This window comes from Achromobacter sp. ACM01 (assembly GCF_014851745.1).
In the GTDB taxonomy this organism is placed as follows: domain Bacteria; phylum Pseudomonadota; class Gammaproteobacteria; order Burkholderiales; family Burkholderiaceae_B; genus Achromobacter; species Achromobacter aegrifaciens.
In genome coordinates this window covers 907,880-922,726 of the sequence record NZ_JACVAF010000002.1, presented here as the reverse complement: position 1 = coordinate 922,726, position 14,847 = coordinate 907,880, and the positions used below count along the sequence as shown (strand labels likewise).

The following is a 14,847-nucleotide window of genomic DNA, read 5'->3' as shown; positions in this document are numbered from 1 at the left end:
TATTTTTCGTATCGCGCGCTTGCGGAGAATATCATCATCGCCCCTGCGGCGCCGCGTCAAGAATCAAGGATGGCAGCCGCGCGCCGCCCATTCTTTTAGTGGTCAAAAAATGAGCAGCCCGTTGCGCATCGGTCGAACGGCCATCAGCCGTGGGTTCGAGGCTTTTTTATCCACAGAAATTGTGGATAAGGCCGGCCCTGTGGATACTGTGCTTTTTATGTAGGCAGGTGTTCGACGGCAACGCCCGGCGGTACCTTGCGCATGCGGTCGCGCTCGATGCGGGGCGGGGCGAAGCGGGTCTTGCGGGCAGCGGCGTTCTGCAGCAGCACGGACAGCACCGCGCCCTTGTCCTGTATCCACTGGTTTTTGCCACGCAGCAATTTCATCGCGTTCTCGGCCGTGCCGAGGCGATAGGTCATCGAGTTGATCTGGACCGAGGTCTTGCCATTGAAAAGGGACGCGTCCTGTTCGGTGATTGCCGCGGCGTCCAGATTGCTGCTGTCGTGATCGATGCGATAGACGAACTTCAGGCTGCTGTGCGGATCCTGCACCACCACGAGTTTGTCGGACCCCGATATGTCGGAGAGCATGCCGAGCACCAGCGACTCGACCAGCTGGTTGCCGCGCTGTTCCTCGGTGTAGATGTATATCGTGTGGCGCGCGGGCGCGGCGTAGGTCTGTTGCATAACTGGCTTCAATAGTGCGGGGCAGGCCTCGCGGCCCGGACAAGCTGCGAAATGAGCGGGAGGCGCGCGCTAACCGGCGCGGCGCATGCGCATCAGCAAGCGCGCTTTGACGGCCGGCCAGTCCTCGTCGAGGATCGCGAAGTAGACCATGTCGCGCGCGCGCCCCGATTGCGCGATCAGGTGCTTGCGGAACACGCCTTCCTCCACGCCGCCGATCCGCAGGATGGCCTGGCGCGATTGCATATTGCTCAGTTCAGTCTTGAATACAACCCGCATGATACCAATTGTTTCAAAGGCGTGCTGCAACAACAAGAACTTGGCCTCGGTATTGGCGCCGGAACGCTGGCTTGCTGGCGTGAGCCATGTGCCGCCGATCTCCAGGCGTTTGTGCGCCAGCGCGATGTCCATGTAGCGGGTCGCGCCGATGATCTGATCGTTGTCCTGCCGCACGATGACGAATGGCAGGCAGTTGCCGTCGCGTTGGCCAGCCAGCGCACGGTCGACATAGCGCTGCATATCGTCCAGCGTCTGCACGGGCTCGGGTTGCAGACGCCACAGTTCGGGGTGCAGGCCCACCTGCGCAAGCGGCGCGGCATGGCTGGCGGTCAGCGGTTCCAGGCGTACGACCTCGCCGGCGAGCGTGACGGGTTGCAGGCGGGGGCTGGTCATGACGTATTCCTCGATTGGAGCGTGGGCGCGGAGGGCAGGGCGTGCAGCCGGGGATTCTACGCGCGCGCGCCCTTGCCGAACACCGCACGCAAGCGCAGAATGCGCCGCATGAAAACAGACGCCTTGGTCCTGGGTGCGGGCATCGTCGGGGTGAGCACCGCCCTGCATCTGGCGGCGCGCGGCCGTTCAGTGGTGCTGCTGGACCGGCGCGGCCCTGGCGAGGAAACCAGCTATGGCAACGCGGGCCTGATCGAACGGGCCAGCGTGATTCCCTATGCCTTCCCGCGCGACTGGCGCAGCCTGTGGCGCTATGCCAGGAACAACACGCCTGACGTGAGCTATCACCCGCGCTTTTTGCCGCGCATCGCGCCATGGCTGCTGCGTTACTGGTGGCATTCGGCGCCGTCGCGGCTGGCGCGCGCGGCCGAGGCCATGCTGCCGTTGATCGAGCGCTGCGTCGCCGAACATGACGCGCTCAAGGACGAGGCCGGCATCTCCCACCTGTTCCGGCGCAGCGGCTGGATCGATGGCATGCGCAGCGAGGCCGGCCTGGCCCGGGCCGTGGCCGAGGCCCAAGCGCTCGCGCCTTACGGGCTGAACCACCGCGTGCTGGACCGCAAGGCGCTGGCGGCGCTGGAACCTTCGCTGTCGCGCATGGCGGGCGCGGTGCACTGGCTGGATCCGGTCAATGTGTCGGACCCGGGCGCGGTGACGCGCGGCTACGCGGCCTTGTTCGAGCGGCGCGGCGGCGTGCTGGCGCGCGGCGACGCGCGCAGCCTCAAGCCGTCAGGCAAGGGTTGGCAGGTGCAGGGAGAACAAGGGCCGATCGAGGCCCGCGACGTGGTGGTGGCGCTGGGCCCGTGGTCGCCGGACGTCCTGCGCCCGCTGGGCTATCGCATCCCCATGGCGGTCAAGCGCGGCTATCACCAGCATTACGCGTTGGAAGAGGGGGCGACCTTGTCGCACCCGGTGGCGGATATCGAAAGCGGTTTCGTCGTGACGCCCATGACCCTGGGCGTGCGCCTGACCACGGGCGCGGAATTCGCGGCGCGCGATGCGCCGCCTTCACCGATCCAGATCGAGCGCACGCGGACGCTGGCGCGGCAACTGCTGCCGCTGGGCGAGGCCGTGGAGCGCGAACCGTGGATGGGTTGCCGGCCTTGCATGCCGGACATGCGGCCGGTCATCGGACCGGTGCCGCGCCATCCCGGCTTGTGGCTGGCGTTCGGCCATGCGCATCATGGCTTCACGCTGGGTCCGGTGACGGGCAAGCTGCTGGCAAGCATGATCACCGGCCAGGCGCCGGACATGGATCCGGCGCCTTACCGCGTCGGCCGCTGAGGCCGTACGCGGCAAGAGACCCGAGAGCCGCGGTTCTCAGGCCGGTTTTGCGGCCTTTTCGCGGCGCTGGCGCACGGCCAGGGCCAGCGTTTCCAGCACCGGCGCGGTCTGCGACCAGCCCAGGCAGGCGTCCGTGATGGACACGCCGCGGCGCAGCGGCAGGCCGGGCTTCAGGTCCTGGCGGCCTTCTTCGAGATGGCTTTCGATCATCACGCCGGTGATGCGGCCGTCGCCCTGGGCGATCTGGGCGGCGATATCGTTGGCCACGTCGACCTGGCGCAGATGCGACTTGTTGGAGTTGGCGTGCGAGCAGTCGATCATGACCTGTTCGCGCTGGCCGGCGGCGCGCAGGGCGGCGCAGCAGGCGTCGACGCTGGCCGCGTCGTAGTTCGGGCCTTGCTTGCCGCCGCGCAGGATGACGTGGGTGTCCTGGTTGCCGCGGGTCTCGAAGATGGCGGCCATGCCCATCTTGGTCATGCCCATGAAAGCGTGCTTGGCGCTGGCCGCGACCATGGCGTCGGCGGCGATCTGCACGCCGCCGTCGGTGCCGTTCTTGAAGCCCAGCGGACAGCTCAGGCCGGAACTCAGCTGTCGGTGGCTGGGGCTTTCGGTGGTGCGCGCGCCAATGGCGCCCCAGGCGATCAGGTCGGCAATGTATTGCGGGCTGAGCAGGTCCAGGAATTCGGTGGCGATCGGCAGGCCCAGGCCGCTGATGTCCAGCAGCAGTTCGCGCGCGCGGCGCAGGCCTTCATTGATGCGGAAGCTGCCGTCCAGGCGCGGGTCGTTGATATAGCCCTTCCAGCCCACGGTGGTGCGCGGCTTCTCGAAGTACACGCGCATGACGATGAGCAAGTCTTTCTGGTGCTGTTCGGCGGCGGTGCGCAGCAGGCGCGCGTATTCCATGGCCTGGCCATGGTCGTGGATGGAACAGGGGCCCACCACCAGCACCAGGCGGTCGTCGCGGCCGTGCAGCACGTCGGCGATCTGGACGCGGCTTTGCTCGACCAGCGTCTGGATCTCGGCCGACACCGGCAGTTCATCCTGCAGCAGGGCGGGCGAGATCAAGGGGCGCACCGCGCTGATGCGGGTGTCGTCGGTGCGCGTGTTGTCCTGGGTGGAGTCGGCCGCGCCGACCTCGCGGTCGTGCAGGGGGTCGTCAATGCGGGTCAAGGGTAGCTCCGTGCCGTAGATGCGGAAAGAAAGACATCTATTATGGCACCGGCCGCGCCGTGGGGCGACGGAAGGCTGCCTCCGTCTGGCTGATGCCGCGAATACTACGACTATCGGCGATGGGGCTGCATTAACCCGTTAGCGATAACGACAGGGCGCGCGCAGATGCCTTAGCATGGTGTACACAGTTTTCCAGCGGCCGCCTGCGGGGGCCCGCCCTATATGAGTAGGACGGTAGACCATGCCTAAAACGGAACCCGGCGGGACCCGACGGATACTTCTCGTCGAAGACCATCCGGTTGAACGCGCCTATCTGCAGAACGTATTGCTGGCGCTGGGTTTCCGCCGGGTCGCCGGCCTGGGCAGCAGCATAGAAGCGGTCAGCGCGCTGGCGCGCCAGTTCTACGACGTGGTCATCAGCGATATCGTCACGGGCGAGGGCGACGGCACGCGGCTGCCGAACGAACTGCGGCGCCTGGTGGACGCCGGGCGGCTCAAGAGCATGCCGCCCATCATCTGGATCAGCAGCCTCAGCGATGAACTGTTGCAGTCGCATGTGCGGCTGGCCTTGCAGGCCGGCTGTCCGTCCGCGCAGGCGCTGTCCAAGCCGGTGTCCCGCACGGCCATGCAGCAGGCCATCAAGACGGCGCTGCGCAGCATCGATGAGGACGATGCCGCCTCGCCCCGGCCGCGCTCGCTTCGGCGCGACGTCATCGAGGCGGCGCTGGGCCATGCGCTGATCACGGGGCAGGGCATGAGCGTGGTGCTGCAGCCGCAGATGAGCTTGTCGACAGGGCGCGTGCTGGCCGCCGAGGCGCTGTCGCGCTGGGACCACCCCGAACTGGGCGCGATTCCGGCGGCGGACTTCGTGCCTGCGGCGCATCGGCTGGGACTGGACCGGACCTTGTTCTGCCGGGTGACCGACACGGTGCTGGAGCTGCAGCAGCGCATGCATGCCGAGGACATCGCCGTGCCCATCGCGATCAACGCCTCGGCCTCCACATTGTGTTCGCGCGACCTGCCGGGCCTGCTGGAGCAGCGCGTGGCGCAGGCCGGCCTGCCGGCCCGGCTGATCAAGGTCGAGCTGACCGAGGACGAGCCGGTGACCGATTGGCTGGCCTTGTCTTCGGCGCTGAACCTGCTGCGCGTGCGCGGCTTTGAATTGGCGATGGATGACTTCGGCGCGGGCATCGCGTCCATGCGCCTGTTCTCGGCCATGCCCTTCACCGAACTGAAGATAGACCGCGACTTCATCGTCCATATGCATCGCGAGCCCGCGTCGCGCGCGGTGGTCGCCGCCGCCATCGAAATGGGCCGCGTGCTGGGCCGGCGCGTGGTCGCCGAAGGGGTGGAGCACGAGCGCGACGTGGAGCTGCTGCGCGAACTGGGCTGCGACGTGGCGCAAGGCTACGGCATTTCCGTGCCGCTGGAACCCGACGCCTTCTTCGAATTCTGCCGCAGCCATTGAGTCATCCGCGCGGCGCAATGGGGTATCCTGGCGCAGGCCGGGCTCCTGCGGGCCCTCCCGATTGTCGGCGGACTTGACCCCGATCAAGACTGCGCCCGCGCATGGAAAATTGCCCCCACGGGCGGATTTACCATGGCTTCATGCGGGCTGCGCACGGTGGCGCGGTCCCCAAGATGGAGCGATGAACCGATGCGACGCATACTGGCCGCTGTTCTGCTGATTTCCCTGCTGGCCTGGGCCGGCGCCTATTGGGCGCAACCGCCGGCCGAACTCAACGTCTGGACCGCGCGCGATCAGCTCATCCTGCTGACGGGCCTGGGCGCCTACGCGGTCATGGCCCTGATCATGCTGCTGGCGGTGCGCCCCATGTGGCTGGAAACGCGGATGGGCGGGCTGGACAAGATGTACCGGCTGCACAAATGGAGCGGCATCCTGGCTGCCGCGCTGGCGGCGGCGCATTACCTGATCAAGCTGGGCAAGCCGCTGCTGCTGGCGTTGTTCGACCCCGTGCCCAAGACGCCGCGCGCGGCCGCTTTGCTGGACGTGTTCCGCGGATCCGCCAAGGACATCGGCGAATGGGCCGTGTGGATCCTGGCCGCGATGGTGTTGCTCACCTTGTGGCGGCGCTTTCCGTATCACATCTGGCGCCAGGTCCACCGCATCGCCGCGGTGATCTTCCTGGTGGTCGCCTTCCATGGCGTGGTCCTGACGCCGGCCGCCTGGTGGTGGCAGCCCGCCGGCTGGCTGGTGGCGCTGTGCACGGCGGTGGGAACGGTTTGCGCCGTCATGGCGCTGACCGGCAATATCGGACGCGGGCGCCGCTACAGGGGGCAGGTGCTGGCCATCGACCATCTTTCGGACGACATCCTGGCGCTGACCTGTAGGGTGGAGGGCAACTGGCACCATCGCGCCGGGCAGTTCGCCTTCCTGACCGCGGACCGGCGCGAGGGCGCGCATCCCTTTACGGTGTCCGGCGCGGACGACGGCACCGGCCGGGTGCAGTTCTCGATCAAGGCGCTGGGCGATTACACGCGGCGTCTGCAGCGCAGCCTGCAAGTGGGGCAGGACGTCATCATCGAAGGCCCTTACGGCTGCTTCGACTTCCAGCGCGACGATGGGCGGCCGCAGATCTGGGTGGCCGCGGGCATCGGCGTCACGCCGTTCATTTCATGGATGGAATCCTTGCAGACGGACCCGGATACCGCACCGGTCGCGACCCTGTACTACTGCGCCCGCAACGCCGACGACGCGCCGTTCGCGGATCACCTGAAAGCGCTATGCGCGCGCGTGCCGAACGTGACCCTGCATGTGCGCTACAGCGATACCCAACGGCCGCTGACGGCCGCCGAGCTGGCCGCGGACCACAAGCCGGGCGCGGCATGGCCCAGCGTGTGGTTCTGCGGCCCGGCGGGATTCGCCGATGCCTTGAAGGACGGGCTGCACCGGCGCGGCATGCCGGTGAGCGAGCTGTTTCACCAAGAGGCGTTCCAGATGCGCTGAGCGCGTCAGATGCCGGACACCTCGATGTCGCCCGGATAGTCGACCGAGAACTTCAGCACCGTCTCGCGCGACTTGCCGGGCTCCATTTCCCAGTCCCATACCAGCTTGCCGTCTTCCTCGCGCTTGATCTCGCGGTCTGCCGGCGACAACAGCTTGACCACGATCTTCTCGTTGCGCGAGATGGGCAGGCGGTCCTTGAACGACACTTGCTCCTTGGTGGCCTTGTTGTTCTTGACCGTGATCTTGTACTCGTAGGTCACGCGCTTGCCGCTGCCCGAAAAGCCGGTGCTTTCGGTATAGCGGTTGACCAGCTGGCGCTTGATCGAGATGCCTTCGTCGGCGCCCAGCGCCAATTCGAGCTTCTCGCCGGGCATCACCGCCTTCATGGAGCTGGCCGCGACGAAGGCGTCGTCCAGGAAGGTGTTCAGCGAACCGGCCAGGAAGGGGAACTCCGTGTTGTTGCTGGCGTGCGCGGTCAGGAACATGGCTTCGCGCAGCGCCGGCGTGGACTGGTATTGCAGCGTGGCGGGCAGCTTGGCCGTGGCGATGGCCACGCGCTGCGAGGAATTGTCGGACGGCAGGGTGGCCGGACTCTTGATCTGGAACGATGCGCTGGTCGCTTCGGCCTGCACCTGGGCGGTCGCCTGCTCCAGCGGCTCGGGAATCATCTCGGCGACCGGCGCGCCGGCGTCCTCGAAGGACTGGACGCGCTGGCGCGACATCTTGGCTTCGGCTTCTTGCCTGGCTGCCGCGACCGGCGCGGGGCTGGGGCGCGGGCGGGGCGGAGGCGGCGGGGCGGCCACGTCGACGATCCACGGCTGCAGCGCGGGCGCGCCGCCGCCCAGCGAGGGCCTTGCGGTGGACAGCGTGAGCTTGACGTTATTCCAGTCTTCACCGGTGTCCTGGCGGATGACGCCGAAATAGCCCAGGTCCACGCTGCGATCGGCCGGGCGCAGGCGCGCATCGTATGCGGGCGTCCAGCGGGCGCCGGCCACGGCGTAGGAAACGTTCAGGTCCAGCTTGCCCGCGCGGGCCAGGTTGACGCGCAGGGTGACGGTCTTGGTGCGGCGGTTGAGCGAGCTTTGCAGCTGATCCAGCTGGTTCTGCAAGGCGGTCAGCTCGCGCTCCAGCACCTCTTTCTGTTCGGCCACCCGGCGCAGTCCGGCCAGCGACTTGGCCAGGGAGTCCGCGCTCAGCGATTGGATCGCCTTCAGTTCGTCCAGCGTCAGGCGCGCGCCGTCCTTCGACGGTTCGGTGGCGCCCCGCTGCACCATCAGCACCAGCTCGCGCTGGTTGTCCAGCACCGCGGCCTCGTCGTCCAGCAGCGCCTGCTGGCCTTGCAGCTTGCGTACCTGTTCCTCCAGCAGCTTGACGCGCTCGTTGGCGGTGTCTGCCTGATAGGCGTCGCGCACCTTCACGTCCAGCAATGTCGCCTGGCCGGTGCTCTTGGCCGAGACTTGCAGCGAATTTTCCTGCAGGCTGGCCGGCAGCTTCTCCAGCACCAGCTCGTGTTCGCCGGCGGCCAGCTCGCTGCTGGCGGCGCGCGTCACGACGGCGCGGTCCTGGTAGACGGTCACGGAACCGATGGAGGAAGGCAGTCCGGCGGCTGCGGCCAGGCCGGGGATCGTCGCGATGGCCAAGGCCAGAAGGGTACGTCGCACTATTTCACCTTTGTACAGGTTGGAATCGCGCGACGCCGTGTCCTTGGACAGGGACGGACCGCCGCGCGCGCCAAATTTACATTGCGGCCCGGACGCTGATCTTACAGAAAATGACAAACGCGACAGGGCGATACCGTAGCGCGGCCTAGGGGTGGGCCAGCGCGCGCAGCATGTCCACGGCGTTGCCCGCCGCGGTCGAGCGGTCGTGGCGGCGGTAGGCCATGTCCAGCAGGGCGTGCGGCGCGTCGCCCTTGATGGGCCGGTACTCGATGCCTTGCGCGCCCATGTGCCGCATCGCCGCAGGCACGACCGAAATGCCCACGCCGGCAGCCACCAGACTCACGATGGAGGCCATCTGCGGCGCTTCCTGGATGACCCGCGGCACGAAGCCGGCGCGCTGGCACGCCGACATGATGGCGTCGTACAGGCCCGCGCCGATGGGGCGCGGATACAGCACGAAGTCCTCGTCCGCCAACGCGGCGATGGGCACGCTGCGCTTGCGGCTCAGCGCATGGTCTGGCGGCAGGGCCACCAGCATGGGTTCGTCCAGCACGCGCTCGGACTCGAACTCCGGGTCCAGCACATAGGGAGGCCGCACGAAGGCCACGTCGACGTCGCCGGCGCGCAGGCCGCGCAGCAGCGTGACCGTATTGCTCTCGGTGAGCGTGACGCGCACGTCGGGATACCGGTCCCGGTACGCCCGGATGGCGCGGGGCAGGTAGGGGTGGAACACCGCGGACGCCGTGAATCCCACGGTGATTGCTCCGCGTTCCCCGCGGCCCAGCCGGCGGGCCGTGTCGATGGCGCGGTCGGCGCTGGCGAGGATGGCGCGGGCGTCTTCCAGGAACTGGGAGCCGGCCTCGGTCAGCGCGATGCCTCGCGGCAGGCGCAGGAACAGCGGGGTGCCGATTTCGCGTTCCAGCTGCTGGATCTGCTGGCTCAACGGCGGCTGGCCTATGCCCAGCCTGGCGGCGGCGCGCGTGAAGTGCAGCTCTTCGGCGACGGCGGTGAAATACCGCAGGTGGCGCAATTCCATCGTTATTAAATATGGTCGGGACGACTTTCATATATTGGACATATGCAGGGGAAAAGTCTACCTTGGTGGCGTGGGCTGCATGCCCGCTGTTCTCGAGAATCCCGATGTCTGCCCCATTAGCCAGTCCCTCATCCCCAACCGCCGCGTCCGCGCCGGCGGAGCCTGTCTCTGCTTCCACCGATCATCTCGCCCGCGGCACGCCCGGTTTGCGGCGCGCCCAGTGGGCCTTGTTCGCGGCCGGTTTCTCCACTTTTTCCCTGCTGTATTGCGTGCAGCCGCTGATGCCGCTGTTCACCCATGCGTTCGGCGTGTCGCCCGCGCAGAGCAGCCTGGTGCTGTCCCTGTGCACCGCTTTCCTGGCCGTCGCCATCTTCTTCGTGGGCTTGTTTTCACAAGCCGTGCCGCGCAAACGCGCCATGGCGCTGTCGCTGTTCGCGTCCGCCGTGCTCGGCACCATCGCCGCCGCCGCGCCCGACTGGCACAGCCTGCTGGCGCTGCGCGCGCTGCAAGGGCTGGCCATGGGCGGCGTGCCGGCGCTGGCCATGGCCTACCTGGCCGAAGAGGTCGAGCCAGGAACCCTGGGTTTCGCCATGGGCCTGTACATCGGCGGCAGCGCGTTCGGCGGCTTGTCCGGCCGCGTCATCACCGGCCTGGTGTCGGATCATTTCGGCTGGCGCGCCGCGCTGGGCACGCTGGGCCTCCTGGGTATCGTGGCGGCGGTGCTGTTCGTCTGGCTGTTGCCTGCGTCGCGCAGGTTCGCGCCCCAGCGGGGCCGGGGCTGGGCTGGCGTGTGGGGCGATGTGCGCGCAGGCGCAGCCTCGCACCTGAAAAATGGCCCCCTGTGCGGGCTGTTCGCGCTGGGCGGCCTGCTGATGGGCGCGTTCGTCACGGTCTACAACTACGTGGGCTTTCGCCTGCTGCTGCCGCCGTTTTCGCTGAGCCAGACCTTCATTGGCTTCATCTTCGTGGTCTATCTGGTCGGCATCTTCGCCTCGACCTGGTTCGGCCGCCTGGCCGACCGCCATGGACGCGGCGCGATGCTGTCGGCCGCCACCAGCTTGGCGCTGGCGGGGTTGCTGCTGACGCTGTCCAACTGGCTGCCTCTGCTGATCGCCGGGATCGTGGTGTTCACCTTCGGCTTTTTCGCGGCCCACGCCGTCGCCAGCGGCTGGGTCGGACAGATGGCGCGCGGCTACAAGGCGCTGGCGGCGTCGCTCTATCTGCTGGTGTACTACGTGGGATCGAGCGTGCTCGGATCGCTGGGCGGACACTTCTGGACCACGGGCCAGTGGCCCGGCGTGGCCGCGATGGCCGGCGGGCTGCTCGCGTTGGCGCTGGCGATCAGCGCCGGCCTGTACAAGCGCACGGGCCGCGTGCCGGCATCCGCCGCGGTGGGGCGGGGCATATCCTAGGATGGCCTAAAAGCTAGTAATTCTCATTTATAATTTGCGGCACGCTCGGTGAGCGCCATCCCATCCAGTTCCGAGGGCCGCGATGAATCCTACCTCTCCCGACAGCCAGAACCTGCAACGCGAACATGCCGCGCTGCTCGCCGCCTACGGGCAGGCGCAAGCGCATTGCAGCCGGCTCCTGGCAGCCCAGGCCGCGCGCATCCTGTATCTGGAGAGCGAGGCCATGCGCCTGCGCGCAGCCGTCATCGTGCGCGACACCGCGCTGGCTTGGGCGCGTGAAGACCGCAAGACGCTGGAGACTTCCATTCCAGGCCTGCCCAAGCGCGTGGCGCTGGCGCGCAGCGTCGCCCAGCTGATGGAGCGCGTGCAGACGCTCATGCGTGAACGCCTGGCCTGGCAAGGGCGGACCGGCGCTGCCGCACGTGAACTCGAAACGCTCTCGGAACCGCCCGCCTGGCGTCCCGCGCCGTCAGCCGTGGTGCTGCGCGAGAAGGCGGTGCTGTGCGTGGGCGAGGACGCGGTGGCCCTGGCGCTGACGCGCAAGGTGGTCGAACTGGCCGGCGGGCGCTATCTCGGCCATGATGGCGGCGCGGATGCCGATGGCGACACGCTGGAAGCCAGCCTGGTGGCTGCGGACCTGGTGATCTGCCAGACCGGTTGCGTCAGCCACGGCGCCTACTGGCGCGTGAAGGACCATTGCACCCGCACCGGTAAACAATGCGTGCTGGTCGACAAGCCCGAAGCCTTGCAGGCGCTGCGGCTGGAGCGTGCACCGCTGAAGACGGACGCTTGATTCGTCCGTCTCCCGCGCGCTAACCGTAGCGTCGCGTTACCTAGCGTTTCGGCTGCGCGGCCATTGCCGCAATACAGTCTAGGGGCAAGGGGGCCGACATGCTGACCAAGCGGGACCGAGTGGCGCTACCCTGGACGGACACGCTTGCCCGCCTGGAAGACGAGCGCATCATGTTGCAGCGCATAGCCGCCGGCATGCCGCTGGCCGAGGTGCTGGAGCACGTGCTGCATGCCATCGAGGCGCAGTCCAGCGTGGAACTGCGCACTTCCATCGCGCTGGTGGATGAAAGCGGCGGCTTTCTGGTGCATGGCGCCGCGCCCAGCCTGCCGGCCGCCTACAACAGCGCGGTGCACAAGGCCGTTATCGGCCCGGACAGCGCGTCCTGGGGCGAGGCCGCATACACCGGCAGCCCGGTCTACGTCGAAGATATCGCCTTGAACCCCGGTTGGGCGCGCTGGCGCGACCTGGCCTTGTCCCACGGCCTGCGGGCCTGCTGGTCCACCCCGATCAAGGCGCCCGACGGCCGTCTGCTGGGCGTCTTCTCCAATTACTACGGCGTGGTGCGTTCGCCCTCCGCCCACGATATCGACGCGATCGCGCTGGTCACGCGTAGCGCCGCCCTGGCAATAGAACGCCATCTGACGGAGTTGGCGCTGCGCCAGAGCGGCGAACGCTGGCGCGCCATGTTTGCCGGCATGCAGGAAGCGTTTTTTCTCAGTGAGGCATTGCGCGACGACGCCGGCCGCATCGTCGATTTCCGCTTTCTGGAGGTGAACCCCGCCTTCGAGCGCCAGACAGGCATGAAGGAAGGCGATACCCTGGGCCATACACTGCGCGAGATGATTCCCGGCGTGCCCGGCCAGATCATGGATACGTTCGCCCAGGTCATCGAGACCGGCGAGCCGGCCCAGTTCGAGTTCATGGTGCCCGCGCCCACGGAGGCCTGGTACGAGGCCCGCGCGCGCAAGGACGGAACCGACAGGATGATGGCGTTGTTCCTGGACGTGACGGCGCGCAAGAGGGCCGAGGCCGAGCTGTGGGAAGGGCAGCACCGCAAGAATTACCTCGGCGCGCTGGGCGACCGCATGCGCGAGCTGCATCGCCAGGAGGACATAGAGCAGGCCGCGTGCGAAGGGCTGTGCCTGCATCTGGCGCTTGGCCAGATGGCGGTGCTGGATACGCAGGGCGAAGACCAGGCTCCCGCCATATCTTCGGTCTGGCCCCCGGGGTCCACGCTGCTTGGCCAGCCGCCGCACACGCTCGATGCCTTGGGCGACGACTATCACGCGGCCTTGCGGCTGGGGCGCACCACATACCTGGCGCCGCTGCTGGGAGAAGCCGGCGGCGAGATCCGACCATGGGCCATCGTCGTGCCGCTGCGGCGCTGGGGCCGGCATACCGGCGCGATGTTGGCATGTCCCGCATCGGGCAGCAGGCTCAAGAACAGCGATATCGCCTTCCTCGAGGAAGTGGCCGAGCGCATGTGCGGCGCGGTCGAGCGTTCGCAGTATTCGCGCATGCTGGAACAGCGCGTGGAAGACGCGATCGCGGAGCGCGACCGGATCTGGCGCCTTTCGCCGGAACTGCTTGCGGTGGTCGACCGCCAAGGGCGCTTCGTCAGCGTCAACCCTGCGGTGCGGCCCATTCTAGGCTGGACCCCTGAGCAGTTCATGTCGTTGGCGCTGGCCGACCTGATCCATCCGGACGATCTGGCGGCGACGCTGGCGGCCTGGGGCTGGTCTTCGGGCGACGCGGGTCCGCGTCCCGGCGCAAGGCATCTGGAAAACCGCCTGCTCAAGCGCGACGGCGGCTATTGCTGGATTACATGGAGCATGTCCTGGACCCAGGACAGCCTGTACATGACGGGGCGGGACGACACCGACCTGAAGCAGCAGGCCGAGGCCTTGCGCGACACCGAGAACGCGCTGCGGCAGTCGCAGAAGATGGAAGCGGTGGGACGCCTGACCGGCGGCATCGCCCACGATTTCAACAATATGCTGCAGGGGATCTCGGGCGCGCTCTACCTGGTGCAACGCAAGATCACGGCCGGCGCGCCGGAACAGGCGCTGCGTTTCGTGGACGTCGCCATGGATTCGGCGAACCGGGCGGCGCACCTGACCCAGCGGCTACTGACTTTTTCGCGCCGCCAGCCCATTGACCCCAAACCGTTCTGCGTGGCCTCCGCGCTGCAGTCCATGGTGGCGCTGTTCCACCGCTACACCGGCGAACGCGTGGCCCTGCGGCTGGACCTGCCGCAGGAATTGTGGGCGGTCTGCTGCGACAAGAACCAGTTCGAGAATGCCATGCTGAACCTGGTGATCAACGCCTGCGACGCCATGCCGAACGGCGGCGCGCTGACGGTTGCCGCGCGCAATGTGGAGCCGCACGATCCGCTCCTGTCGCTCTGCGCCGGAGAGCATGCGGGACGCTACGTGGAAGTATCGGTGACGGACGTGGGTTGCGGCATGCCGCCAGACGTGCTGGCGCACGCCTTCGACCCGTTCTTCACCACCAAGCCCTTGGGCCAGGGCACCGGGCTGGGCTTGTCCATGATTTACGGCTTCGCCAGGCAGGCTGGCGGCGCGGCCAGCCTGGAGAGCACGGTGGACGTGGGCACCACGGTCAGGCTATTCCTGCCGCGCTACGACGGCGCGCCCGAAAGCGTGCAGGATGGCGAACGCCCGGCGGCCGCTACGCCCGGCGCAGCGCGCAAGGAAGTCGTGCTGGTGGTGGAAGACGATGCGAACGTGCGGGAAATGGTGCGCGAATGCCTGGCCGAACTCGGCCTGGAGGTGCTGACGGCGGTGGACGGCGAGGCCGGCCTGGACCTGCTGCAATCCGCGCGCGGCATCGACCTGCTGGTAACCGATGTGGGGCTGCCGGGGCTCAATGGCCGGCAACTGGCCGACGCCGCCCGCGTGGCGCGTCCCGGCCTGCGCGTGCTGCTGATGACGGGATATGCCGAAAGCGCGGCGCGCGGCCAGGGCTTTCTTGAACAGGGGCTGGAGCTGATCGTCAAACCCTTCCAGCTGGACAAGCTGACCGAGCGCGTGCAGGGCATGCTGGACAGCGCGCCCGGCAGGCCGGGGCAGGAGTCCCGCCACTAGTCCG

General features: G+C 67.7%; 11 protein-coding genes. 6 read left to right on the top strand and 5 right to left on the bottom strand.

Features of this window, described 5'->3' with window-relative positions:
• Window positions 1-215: 215 nt before the first annotated feature.
• Window positions 216-686 carry a hypothetical protein gene (locus IB268_RS12615; RefSeq protein WP_054454221.1) on the bottom strand — a complete coding sequence of 157 codons (471 nt, stop codon included), beginning with the start codon at window positions 684-686 and terminating at the stop codon, window positions 216-218.
• Between the two features lie 69 nt (window positions 687-755).
• Entirely contained in the window at window positions 756-1,355 is a 600-nt protein-coding gene (locus IB268_RS12610) for a GNAT family N-acetyltransferase (protein WP_054454224.1), read from the bottom strand.
• Between the two features lie 108 nt (window positions 1,356-1,463).
• Between IB268_RS12610 and IB268_RS12605 the strand changes: the two genes are divergently transcribed.
• The gene (locus tag IB268_RS12605) at window positions 1,464-2,696 is read left to right on the top strand and encodes an FAD-binding oxidoreductase (protein WP_192354332.1); all 1,233 of its coding nucleotides are present in this window, start codon (window positions 1,464-1,466) and stop codon (window positions 2,694-2,696) included.
• A gap of 36 nt (window positions 2,697-2,732) precedes the next feature.
• Here IB268_RS12605 and IB268_RS12600 read toward each other — a convergent pair whose 3' ends face one another.
• The gene (locus tag IB268_RS12600) at window positions 2,733-3,866 is read right to left on the bottom strand and encodes a 3-deoxy-7-phosphoheptulonate synthase (RefSeq protein ID WP_054454226.1); all 1,134 of its coding nucleotides are present in this window, start codon (window positions 3,864-3,866) and stop codon (window positions 2,733-2,735) included.
• Window positions 3,867-4,107: 241 nt separating this feature from the next.
• Between IB268_RS12600 and IB268_RS12595 the strand changes: the two genes are divergently transcribed.
• Both IB268_RS12595 and IB268_RS12590 read left to right on the top strand, forming a co-directional pair.
• Window positions 4,108-5,334 carry an EAL domain-containing protein gene (locus IB268_RS12595; protein WP_125472102.1) on the top strand — a complete coding sequence of 409 codons (1,227 nt, stop codon included), beginning with the start codon at window positions 4,108-4,110 and terminating at the stop codon, window positions 5,332-5,334.
• Between the two features lie 189 nt (window positions 5,335-5,523).
• Window positions 5,524-6,834: a ferric reductase-like transmembrane domain-containing protein gene (locus tag IB268_RS12590; protein WP_175160516.1), complete on the top strand. Its 1,311-nt coding sequence runs from the start codon at window positions 5,524-5,526 to the stop codon at window positions 6,832-6,834.
• A gap of 5 nt (window positions 6,835-6,839) precedes the next feature.
• Here IB268_RS12590 and IB268_RS12585 read toward each other — a convergent pair whose 3' ends face one another.
• Window positions 6,840-8,495, bottom strand: coding sequence for a mucoidy inhibitor MuiA family protein (locus IB268_RS12585; protein ID WP_370540014.1), 1,656 nt, complete (start codon window positions 8,493-8,495; stop codon window positions 6,840-6,842).
• A 145-nt stretch (window positions 8,496-8,640) separates the two neighbouring features.
• Window positions 8,641-9,531, bottom strand: a complete 891-nt coding sequence (locus IB268_RS12580; protein WP_192354331.1) for a LysR family transcriptional regulator — start codon at window positions 9,529-9,531, stop codon at window positions 8,641-8,643.
• 104 nt (window positions 9,532-9,635) lie between these two features.
• On the opposite strand from IB268_RS12580, the gene IB268_RS12575 reads away from it, so the two are divergent.
• The 3 genes from IB268_RS12575 (at window position 9,636) to IB268_RS12565 (ending at window position 14,843) form a co-directional block, all read left to right on the top strand.
• On the top strand, window positions 9,636-10,943 hold the full coding sequence (locus IB268_RS12575) for an MFS transporter (protein ID WP_192354330.1): 1,308 nt from the start codon (window positions 9,636-9,638) through the stop codon (window positions 10,941-10,943).
• An 82-nt stretch (window positions 10,944-11,025) separates the two neighbouring features.
• Window positions 11,026-11,736 carry a DUF2325 domain-containing protein gene (locus IB268_RS12570; RefSeq protein ID WP_192327943.1) on the top strand — a complete coding sequence of 237 codons (711 nt, stop codon included), beginning with the start codon at window positions 11,026-11,028 and terminating at the stop codon, window positions 11,734-11,736.
• A 98-nt stretch (window positions 11,737-11,834) separates the two neighbouring features.
• Window positions 11,835-14,843 carry a GAF domain-containing protein gene (locus tag IB268_RS12565; protein ID WP_192327941.1) on the top strand — a complete coding sequence of 1,003 codons (3,009 nt, stop codon included), beginning with the start codon at window positions 11,835-11,837 and terminating at the stop codon, window positions 14,841-14,843.
• Window positions 14,844-14,847 lie beyond the last annotated feature (4 nt).

Bases quoted from the DNA above. Each gene is read 5' to 3' on its own strand.
- IB268_RS12615 (WP_054454221.1), bottom strand. From the start codon at position 686: ATGCAACAGACCTACGCCGCGCCCGCGCGCCACACGATATACATCTAC.
- IB268_RS12610 (WP_054454224.1), bottom strand. From the start codon at position 1,355: ATGACCAGCCCCCGCCTGCAACCCGTCACGCTCGCCGGCGAGGTCGTA.
- IB268_RS12605 (WP_192354332.1), top strand. From the start codon at position 1,464: ATGAAAACAGACGCCTTGGTCCTGGGTGCGGGCATCGTCGGGGTGAGC.
- IB268_RS12595 (WP_125472102.1), top strand. From the start codon at position 4,108: ATGCCTAAAACGGAACCCGGCGGGACCCGACGGATACTTCTCGTCGAA.
- IB268_RS12590 (WP_175160516.1), top strand. From the start codon at position 5,524: ATGCGACGCATACTGGCCGCTGTTCTGCTGATTTCCCTGCTGGCCTGG.
- IB268_RS12580 (WP_192354331.1), bottom strand. From the start codon at position 9,531: ATGGAATTGCGCCACCTGCGGTATTTCACCGCCGTCGCCGAAGAGCTG.
- IB268_RS12575 (WP_192354330.1), top strand. From the start codon at position 9,636: ATGTCTGCCCCATTAGCCAGTCCCTCATCCCCAACCGCCGCGTCCGCG.
- IB268_RS12570 (WP_192327943.1), top strand. From the start codon at position 11,026: ATGAATCCTACCTCTCCCGACAGCCAGAACCTGCAACGCGAACATGCC.
- IB268_RS12565 (WP_192327941.1), top strand. From the start codon at position 11,835: ATGCTGACCAAGCGGGACCGAGTGGCGCTACCCTGGACGGACACGCTT.